The organism is Capnocytophaga sp. CM59 (assembly GCF_000293175.1).
In the GTDB taxonomy this organism is placed as follows: domain Bacteria; phylum Bacteroidota; class Bacteroidia; order Flavobacteriales; family Flavobacteriaceae; genus Capnocytophaga; species Capnocytophaga granulosa.
Window position 1 is genome coordinate 36,586 of the sequence record NZ_ALNN01000025.1, and the last position, 8,368, is coordinate 44,953.

Consider the following 8,368-nt stretch of genomic DNA (forward strand, 5'->3'; position numbering starts at 1 on the left):
ACACTTCATTTTTCACTCTTCTTTAATTTTTTTGTTAGTATTGGAACTCGATAGAACCAGCAGGTTTCTTTTGTGCATTTTCTTCTATAAAGTGTTTCTGAGAAGTAGGGTAGTCTTTGTCATTGTACACATACTCATAATATTGTTTAGTGACAAAAGTTTGATTATTTCTCACTTGGGTAATTGTAGCGGTAAGCAAATTATTTCTACCCCTACTTTTTTTTATAAAATAATCAGGTGAAATTATCTTAGTAAGATTGTTCACCATAGGGTTATTTTTAGTGTCATAGGTATACTCAATCGTTTCTTTAGCAGAGGGGCTATAAGTAACCTCTTCCTTAACTACATTGCCACCTACTACTGTGTAGATTTTAAAAGAAGTATTTTCATCTGTTATAAATCCACTTGGTTTTTTTGTATAGGTTTTCTCCTTTACTGTAATACGATCACCATTATAGGTAAAATTGGTCTCTGTATATTTGGTACCTTCTACACGCTGGCCATTTTCTGTGGTTTGTATAGGTTCTGTTTTTACCATGTTAGTGAGTTTGTCGCCATCATAAGAGTAGGTAGTGGTTATAGTTTTGACAATTTTCTTGTAATCAGTGACACTCTTTACAAGTTTGGTTCCGTCATAAGAAAAGGTCTCTGTAAAAGAATTATAGTTAGGATCATCACCTGTTCCTGTAGTTTCTCTCTTTTTGATAAGGTTACCTTCATAAGTAATAATGTCTTTCTGAGTTCTTATAGGAGTGCCATTCTCATTATAGATCTCCATTTCAGAGGAAAGAATTTTTCCTCCTTCTATAAGGGAGACAAGTTTCGATGCGACTTTCCCATTTTCATTTTTGTAGGTAACTTCCTTAGGAAAAGTTCCTTCCTGAATGGTAGAGTCGTTTCCGTTATCTTCTTTCTTACAGCTAACAAGCGCTGCAATGGCCACAAGGCCGAGGATTACTTTTTTCATCTTTATTTGGTTTTTGATGTTCTTTAATTGTTTGGTGATTGATATGCTTCACCTATTTTGGAGCAAATGTACAATATATTTTTTAAATATCAATAGTTAGAAAAATGAAAAGTGAAAAACTTTTCACTTCATTAGAATTTTATTCCAAGTCCTACTGACAGAACAGCATTCTTAAAGTTGTTGTCGTTGCTGATAAGAGAGGTCTTGAAGAGGTTATCATTAGGGTCAAAGACATTGGTTAAGGAGTGGGTGTAGCGTGCTTCTACAAAGAGGCGACGGTTAAGGTTGAATCCCAATCCCACACCTACTCCAAAGTCAAAGGAGTTATAAGAATCCTTGTCCAAGAGGGTGCCCATACGCACATTGGTAATATAACGACCCACTTCGGGTTTGCCCACAAGGAAACCAAACTGTACTCCGCCTTGTAGGAAGAGCGGGCCGAGATTCACTTTGGCCATTACAGGGATATTAAGGTAATCGAGCCTAATGTCAGCATTATTGATACTAACATTAAAACCAAAGCCTTTGAGTTCTTGTCTCAAAGCAACCCCTTGTCGGGAGAAAATAAGCTCTGGTTGTATGGAAAGCACATTGCTTATAGGCAGTTCTACCAAGCCGCCTATATAGAAACCACTAAGTCCCTCAATGGTAGAGATGGAGGACGTTTCCCCGCTGAATGTGCTATAGTTGTACCCTGCTTTGACTCCAAAGTCTTGGCCGCGAACTTGTGAAAGCCCGCATACGGCCATGATGATTAAAAGCGCAATTTTTTTCATTTTTTTAGTGTTTTATGGTCAATATTCTATTGATGTAAATGTGTATAAGCACAAGAATTACACCAGTTTTTGTAAGAAAAGTGAAGAGATTTTCACTTTTCACTTTTCACTTTTCACTTACATTAGAACTTTACTCCAAGTCCTAAAGAGAGTACAGCATTCTTGAAGTTATTATCATCGCTGATATGTGCATTCTTTAGAGAGTTGTTGTTAGGGTCAAGGGCATTGGTAAGGGAGTGGGTGTAGCGGGCTTCTACAAAGAAGTGCTGACTGAGATTGACGCCCAATCCTGCGCCTACTCCAAAATCAAAAGAGGCATAAGCGTCTTTGTCCACTTGTTCTGTTACACGTAGGCCATTGACAGTGCTGCTTGTCTCAGGCTTGCCTACCAAGAAACCAAACTGTACGCCTCCTTGTAGGAAGAGTGGGCCGAGATTCACTTTGGCCATTACAGGGATATTAAGATAGTCCAATCTTAGGTCATTCTTTATAGTTACTTTGCCCAAGATAGGCACCTTGTTGTAATCTTTTTCCCAAACGGCACCTTGTCGGGAGTAAATCACCTCTGGTTGGAGGGAAATGACATCGCCTAAGGGTAGTTCCAAAAGGGCACCAACATAGAAGCCACTAAGCCCTTTGAGTGTGTTGTCTTTGGCGACATCGCCATTGAAGCTACTGTAATTATACCCTCCTTTGAAACCAAAGTTTTGGGCATTTGCTTGTGTGAGACCGAAAATGGTCAGGGCAATTAAAAGTGCAATTTTTCTCATGTTTTTAAGTGTTTTGCAGTCAATATACTATTGATGCTGTTAATTCATTGAGAGTGTTGCAAAAACTATGCCAAGTCTTTGAGTGAAGAGTGAAAAGTGAATAGTGAAAAACATTTTTCACTTTTCATTATTCACTCTTCACTATTTAGAGGTTTCCTTTAAACTCATTGTTGATAAAGAACAGTAGTTTGTATTGGCCGCCTATTTGGTTTACGCGTATCCAGCTACCGGTGGGGGCGAGGTGGCCTGTTTTGCCCTCGTAGCGGCCATCGGGGTACTGTATAGACCAATAATTTTCGTCGCTATCTACCTTGTCCAAGGGGAGGAGTTCGCCTATATGCTTTTCACTAAGCTCAAAAGTAAAGGCGTTGTCCATGTTCTTGGGATCCGAGAGCGATATTACCAAGCGCTGGTTTGCAAGTGTATAGCCTACTCTTGGCTCAATCTTCGTACCCTTATAGTATAAGCCAGAGGAGACATGCTCTACAAAGGTGAGTGTCTCATTGCCTTGGGCAGTATGTCCTTTGTAGGTAATGCGGTAGGCAATCACAAAGCGCTTACCTGGGCTTACGGCACCTCCTTCTTTGATTTGCAGGTAGCTACCTGCCTCGGCGGTATGGCCTTCCTCTCCATAGATACGCCAAGAGGGCGCCCTGAACTCCCACGGTTGACCAGGAGGCACGATACCTTTTTCGGGTTGGCTTAGGTCTATTTTTTTGCCCAAGTGAGCCATATCCATTTGTATATACAACTCTTTTCCCTCTTTGCTGGTGAGGTAGAGTTGCAAGTCACTCCTTGAAAAAGCGCCTGCATCATAGGTAGTCGTGGCAGGGTAGAATGGAGCCTTGTCCAAACTAAAACCACGAGGGGGGATCTCAGGTAGCCCAGGTTCCTCTGGATCTTCTTTGGCGCAGGCACCCACTAAGAGCGCACTTAGCGCGAAAATAATTGTCTTTTTCATAAAGATTAATATTAATGCCAACAATGATTAATGCCACTAATGATTAATGCCAACAATGATTAATGATTAATGCCAACAATGATTAATGATTAATGCCACTAATGATTAACGCCAACAATGATGAACATTAATCATTAACCATTAACCATTAATCATTAACCATTAATCGTTAATCATTGTTTTGAGTTCTCCTATATGTATAGAGCGTTTAAGGATTTTGCCGTCCTTGTCCAGAAGGATAGCGGTAGGAATCCAGCGAAGGGCATAGGTCTGGGCGGCGTTGGACTTCCATACTCCCTTGGCTAAGGCCTGTGGCCAGGTGTATTGGTCTTTGCTGATGGCCGCTTGCCAAGCATTGGTATCTTCGTCTAAGGATACGCTAAGGATTTCCAAACCTTTGTCCTTGTATTCTTTGTATAAGGCAACCAGCTCAGGACTTGCCTTGCGGCAGTCAGGACACCAAGATGCCCAAAAGTCTATCAAGAGTTTTTTGCCGCGGAAGTCTTTAAGGGACACCTTTTTGCCCTGTGCATCTACTAAGTCTATTTCAGGGGCTTCTGCTCCTGGTTGTATTTTGGCCAACTGGGCTATGGCGGCATCTAATTCCTTCAAGTAAGGGTTGTCTTTGAGGGAGGCATCTAAGCCTTTGCGAAGCGTTACCAAGGTATCATAGTCGTATTTGTAGGCGTTGCGTGCCAAGAAATAAGCCAAGTGTGGGGAGGTAGGCGCTTCTTTGATTTCTTTGTTTAGGTCTAAGGCATTATTGATAGCCATGCGGTTATAGCGTTCGAAAAGCTGAGCAGCATCGCTGGAGCGGAGAAACTCAAAATTCCAGTTAGGATTGAGAATCAGCTCCACGGGGGAGTTGTCCAAATATAGGTGAGCACGTGTACCACTGCCGTTCAAGCGTAGCGCATAGACCAAGGGTTCCTCTGTTTTTCCCTCAAAGCGGAAATGCCCTTGTGCATCAATAGCAGTTGAATCTACAGGGGTGTAAGCTCTATCTTTGTATCGGTATAGAAAGATACGTGCCCCTTCAGGATAAACAGGAGTGGTTCCTTCAATCACATAGTGGTCGCCCGCCAAAGCGGCAGTTTCGGTAGTGCTGGCAGCAGTACCTGCTTGCTGTTGGGTGTTCTGACACCCTATAAGCCCTAAGGCTAAAAGACTTATCAATTTCTTCATTACTTGATATTTTATTTAGCAGCAAAATTAGAAAAAAATGATAATACAGCAATGAATTTTAGTATATTTTTTTATTTTATTAATTGCTAGTCACTAGCCACTAGTCATTAGTCATTAGTCATTAGTCATTGGTCACTAGTAATCGGATCATTGAATATAGTTTTCGTGTCTATTTCCAAGGCGGGGAAAGTGGCTGAGTGCACCCATTCGCCTTCTACTACAGGGCGAGAAGCACTATAGAGACCGTCTTTTAGGACATAGATGGTGATGCTTCGCTCTTCGGGGCGGACGATCCAGTATTCAGGTACGCCTGCTTCTTGGTAGAGTTCGTATTTGTCCTTTAGGTCTCGCTGGGAATTACTGGGAGAGAGAATCTCTATAACCAAGTCAGGCGCCCCTAAGCAACCCCGACTGTCCAATTTCTCAGGATCACAGACTACACAGATGTCGGGTTGTAATACTGTGTATATCTGCTCATCAGCCTTCCCCTTCTGTGGCAAACGTACATCAAAGGGAGCGGCGAAGAGACGACATTTCTTATCTCTAAAGGCTACATATAACTCTCCAAAGAGTCTGCCAGATATACTTTGATGACGCATATTTGGAGCGGGACTCATTTTAAAAATTTTCCCGCGCAGCAATTCTATACGCTCAGAAAACTGCCAAAGCAGATAATCGGCATAGGTGTATAACTTGTTTAGATTCAGTTGGTTGATATTGGTTACCATAAAAGAGAATTAATTATTAGTCACTAATCACTGGTCACTAGTCATTAGTCATTGGTCACTAGTCATTATTTTAGTCCATTTCTTCTGTCAGTTTTTGGAAGGTCTCGCGGGCGGGGTGATGCAGGTAGAGCACCTTATAGACAGCATCGAGTATAGGGGTATAGGCAGGGGGGGATTGGCGTTGGTTGATCTTATAGGCATTTTCCACAGCGTAGTAGCCCTCGGCTACCATATTCATCTCCATAAAGGCGCTTCTAACGGAATAGCCCTTACCTATCATGCTACCAAAGAGGCGGTTACGGCTAAAAGCAGAATACCCCGTAACGAGTAAATCGCCCAAGTAGGCCGATTGGTTGATGTCGCGGGCGATGGGGTGAATAGCGTCCACATAGCGCTGCATCTCGCGGATAGCATTGCTCATCAGCACACTCTGGAAGTTGTCCCCATAGCCCAAACCATGGGCGATCCCTGCGGCGATGGCATAGATGTTCTTGAGCATAGCCCCATACTCTACTCCTATGATGTCCTCACTGATTTTGGTACGGATAAAAGGGCCGCGTAGTGCCTTGGCCATTTCCTCTGCCTTGAGAAGATCTTCGCAGGCTACCGTTAGGTAAGAGAGGCGTTCGAGCGCTACCTCCTCAGCATGGCAAGGGCCAGTGATCACCCCAATATTCATGGGGTTGATGCCGTAAGCCTCCATAAGGTGTTCGCCTACCACCAAGCCGGATTCGGGGACGATCCCTTTGATAGCCGAGAAGATGACCTTGTCCTTGAGTGGTATCGTGAGTTTGGAAAGCTCCGAAACCAAAAAAGCCGAAGGAATTACGAAAATCACATAATCCGCCCACGCCACGGCCTCATTGATGTTGCTGGTCAGATGGATTTTGTTCGTATGTAGTTCCACCGAGGAGAGGTAGTTAGGGTTATGTTTGTATTTTTTGATATGCGAGATAGCCAGATCGTTGCGCATATACCAAGTAATCTCAGGGAGGTTCTCACTGAGAATCTTTACGATAGCCGTCGCCCAGCTACCACCACCAAGTACTGTATATTTCATCATATTAGGTAAAAGGTAAAAAGTAATGAGGTAAAAGGTTTTGCCTGTTTTCAGTTATCAGATTCTAATCCCTAATTATTTACCTCTATTTTTTGTTGACAATTTTTACTACGGCCATAATCAGTGCGCCCATAGCCACGAAGCTCAAGAGGGTAGCCCACCAATATTGTAGGAATAAGTCCTTGAGTACCACGGCAAAGACGATAGCAAAGAGCAATAGGGTCGCCACTTCATTGGCCATACGTAGCTTGACCGAGCTGTAGCGGGTCTCTCCGCGTTGTAACTCCTTGAGTGTGCGCCAGCTCCAGTAATGATAAGCCAAGAGCAGGACGATGCCAAGGAGCTTGATATGCATCCACCCTTGGGTTAGGAACACCCACTGGAACGCCCATAATAGGTAGATGCCTGAAACCAGTATAATAACCAAGGCAGGCACGGTGATGATATTCCACAAACGCTCTTCCATAAACGAGTATTGCTTGTGTAGGATGTCGCGCTCTTGTCCCTCCTTGCCTTGTAAGGCCTCGGTATGATAAATGAGCAGGCGTACTATATAGAAAATCCCTGCAAAATAACTCACCACAAAGATGATGTGTATGGATTTAATAATGAGATACAAAATAATATCAGTTTTTAGTTTTAAGTTGTTCTAGGGGTAAATGGTAATTTATCCGATATTTGTTAGTGATTCGTTTAGTTATTTGTCTTCAAGGTCCTTTAATTCTTCTAGAAGGATTTGAATATAAGATTTGTATTTTTCATTATAAATAAAGGAAAAATAGTGATTTCCATGTATCTCGTCAATTATTACTTGATTCTCAATTAGTAAAGAAGTGTTTGCCTTTTTAAATAGAGTATTAAAAAATACACTTCTAAAATGTTGAGGAGAAGTAAATTTTCGTTTGTTATTGCTACGATAATATAGATCTCCACCATCACAGTAATAGAAGAGAATCACATCGTGATTAGACAAATATGTTCGTATTTTCTCAATGATATAGTTGAAAACTTTAAAAGAATTAGTGTTAGTAGTACGTTTCTCTAAAATTATAGAGATTTCAACTATGGGTATAGGAATGGATACATCGGGGATATCTTTATTTATAGCAAATTCTAATGTGTATTCATTTCCCTGTTCTGTAATAAAAGGAATTTTTACCTCTAAATTTCCCAAAATTAAATCTTTATACGTGATGTAACTTCCTTAGTATTCTTTAAAATTTCCTCTTTGCGCTCCATTTTGCGATAACGCATTTTGCGACAAATAGCTAAGAGTTTGTCGCTTGGATTTTCAATAACAGTCTCCATTATATTGGGAGCAATCTCTTTTCTAATCATAGGTTGTTAGGTTTTAGTTGTTAGCACTCCTTACATTTTAATTACTTCAGCGTGCAAATTTACGAAATTATCAATCAAAAGTCAAGAAAAGTTTTGAGTCTTGAGTTTTTAATTTTGAGTTACAATAGACTGACCATTGGCCACTGACTTCTGATCACTGTTAAATACTTAACACCATTTTTTATTGTATAAATTCTTACTTCTCACCCTTCTTTTTCTTGACTTCCCCGTCCTAAATGTTGTAATTTTGCTTCGTCTTAGTAGTTGTTAATCGTTGGCGCTAATCAATAGTAGAAAACGATTTTATAATCCGACTGGTTAAGGCGTATTTGTTAAGGCGTATTTGTTAAGACGCAATAAATTGCGTCTCTACAAGGGACTACGCTCATCTGGAATTGTCTTAGCCAGCGTTAGGGTAGAGACGTGAGTTTATTGCGTCTTACAAAGATTAGCAAATAATTTACTTTTTACTTTTTACCTTTTACTTTTTACTTTTTACTTTTTACTTTGAAATCATGGAAGAGGCTTTAGAAATTCTTTGGACATACGCTCGTCGTGAGCCTTTGGATAGCAATGGAGAGAC

General features: G+C 41.1%; 10 protein-coding genes. All 10 read right to left on the reverse strand.

All coding sequences use genetic code 11. The annotated features are described in order from the left end of the window. Window positions 1–34: 34 nt before the first annotated feature. Window positions 35–967: a hypothetical protein gene (locus HMPREF1154_RS07175; RefSeq protein WP_009641903.1), complete on the reverse strand. Its 933-nt coding sequence runs from the start codon at window positions 965–967 to the stop codon at window positions 35–37. 131 nt (window positions 968–1,098) lie between these two features. After that, entirely contained in the window at window positions 1,099–1,743 is a 645-nt protein-coding gene (locus tag HMPREF1154_RS07180; RefSeq protein WP_009641890.1) for a porin family protein, read from the reverse strand. Between the two features lie 122 nt (window positions 1,744–1,865). Continuing rightward, window positions 1,866–2,513, reverse strand: coding sequence for a porin family protein (locus tag HMPREF1154_RS07185; protein WP_009641922.1), 648 nt, complete (start codon window positions 2,511–2,513; stop codon window positions 1,866–1,868). A 145-nt stretch (window positions 2,514–2,658) separates the two neighbouring features. Continuing rightward, on the reverse strand, window positions 2,659–3,474 hold the full coding sequence (locus tag HMPREF1154_RS07190; RefSeq protein WP_009641907.1) for a hypothetical protein: 816 nt from the start codon (window positions 3,472–3,474) through the stop codon (window positions 2,659–2,661). Between the two features lie 162 nt (window positions 3,475–3,636). Further along, entirely contained in the window at window positions 3,637–4,659 is a 1,023-nt protein-coding gene (locus HMPREF1154_RS07195) for a TlpA disulfide reductase family protein (RefSeq protein WP_009641904.1), read from the reverse strand. A 125-nt stretch (window positions 4,660–4,784) separates the two neighbouring features. Next, window positions 4,785–5,387, reverse strand: coding sequence for a Uma2 family endonuclease (locus HMPREF1154_RS07200; RefSeq protein ID WP_009641902.1), 603 nt, complete (start codon window positions 5,385–5,387; stop codon window positions 4,785–4,787). 70 nt (window positions 5,388–5,457) lie between these two features. Beyond that, window positions 5,458–6,450, reverse strand: coding sequence for an NAD(P)H-dependent glycerol-3-phosphate dehydrogenase (locus HMPREF1154_RS07205; protein ID WP_009641891.1), 993 nt, complete (start codon window positions 6,448–6,450; stop codon window positions 5,458–5,460). 82 nt (window positions 6,451–6,532) lie between these two features. Then, window positions 6,533–7,066, reverse strand: a complete 534-nt coding sequence (locus HMPREF1154_RS07210; RefSeq protein WP_009641896.1) for a CopD family protein — start codon at window positions 7,064–7,066, stop codon at window positions 6,533–6,535. A 78-nt stretch (window positions 7,067–7,144) separates the two neighbouring features. Next, window positions 7,145–7,621: a hypothetical protein gene (locus tag HMPREF1154_RS07215; protein ID WP_009641899.1), complete on the reverse strand. Its 477-nt coding sequence runs from the start codon at window positions 7,619–7,621 to the stop codon at window positions 7,145–7,147. A gap of 2 nt (window positions 7,622–7,623) precedes the next feature. Then, a complete protein-coding gene (locus HMPREF1154_RS13340) occupies window positions 7,624–7,785 on the reverse strand; it encodes a hypothetical protein (RefSeq protein WP_157231253.1) in 162 nt (53 codons plus the stop codon). Between the last annotated feature and the right edge of the window lie 583 nt (window positions 7,786–8,368).

What these genes read in the sequence shown, in the direction of transcription:
- HMPREF1154_RS07190 (WP_009641907.1), bottom strand. Translation starts at nt 3,474, where the DNA reads ATGAAAAAGACAATTATTTTCGCGCTAAGTGCGCTCTTAGTGGGTGCC.
- HMPREF1154_RS07175 (WP_009641903.1), bottom strand. Translation starts at nt 967, where the DNA reads ATGAAAAAAGTAATCCTCGGCCTTGTGGCCATTGCAGCGCTTGTTAGC.
- HMPREF1154_RS07205 (WP_009641891.1), bottom strand. Translation starts at nt 6,450, where the DNA reads ATGATGAAATATACAGTACTTGGTGGTGGTAGCTGGGCGACGGCTATC.
- HMPREF1154_RS07200 (WP_009641902.1), bottom strand. Translation starts at nt 5,387, where the DNA reads ATGGTAACCAATATCAACCAACTGAATCTAAACAAGTTATACACCTAT.
- HMPREF1154_RS07180 (WP_009641890.1), bottom strand. Translation starts at nt 1,743, where the DNA reads ATGAAAAAAATTGCGCTTTTAATCATCATGGCCGTATGCGGGCTTTCA.
- HMPREF1154_RS13340 (WP_157231253.1), bottom strand. Translation starts at nt 7,785, where the DNA reads ATGATTAGAAAAGAGATTGCTCCCAATATAATGGAGACTGTTATTGAA.
- HMPREF1154_RS07185 (WP_009641922.1), bottom strand. Translation starts at nt 2,513, where the DNA reads ATGAGAAAAATTGCACTTTTAATTGCCCTGACCATTTTCGGTCTCACA.
- HMPREF1154_RS07195 (WP_009641904.1), bottom strand. Translation starts at nt 4,659, where the DNA reads ATGAAGAAATTGATAAGTCTTTTAGCCTTAGGGCTTATAGGGTGTCAG.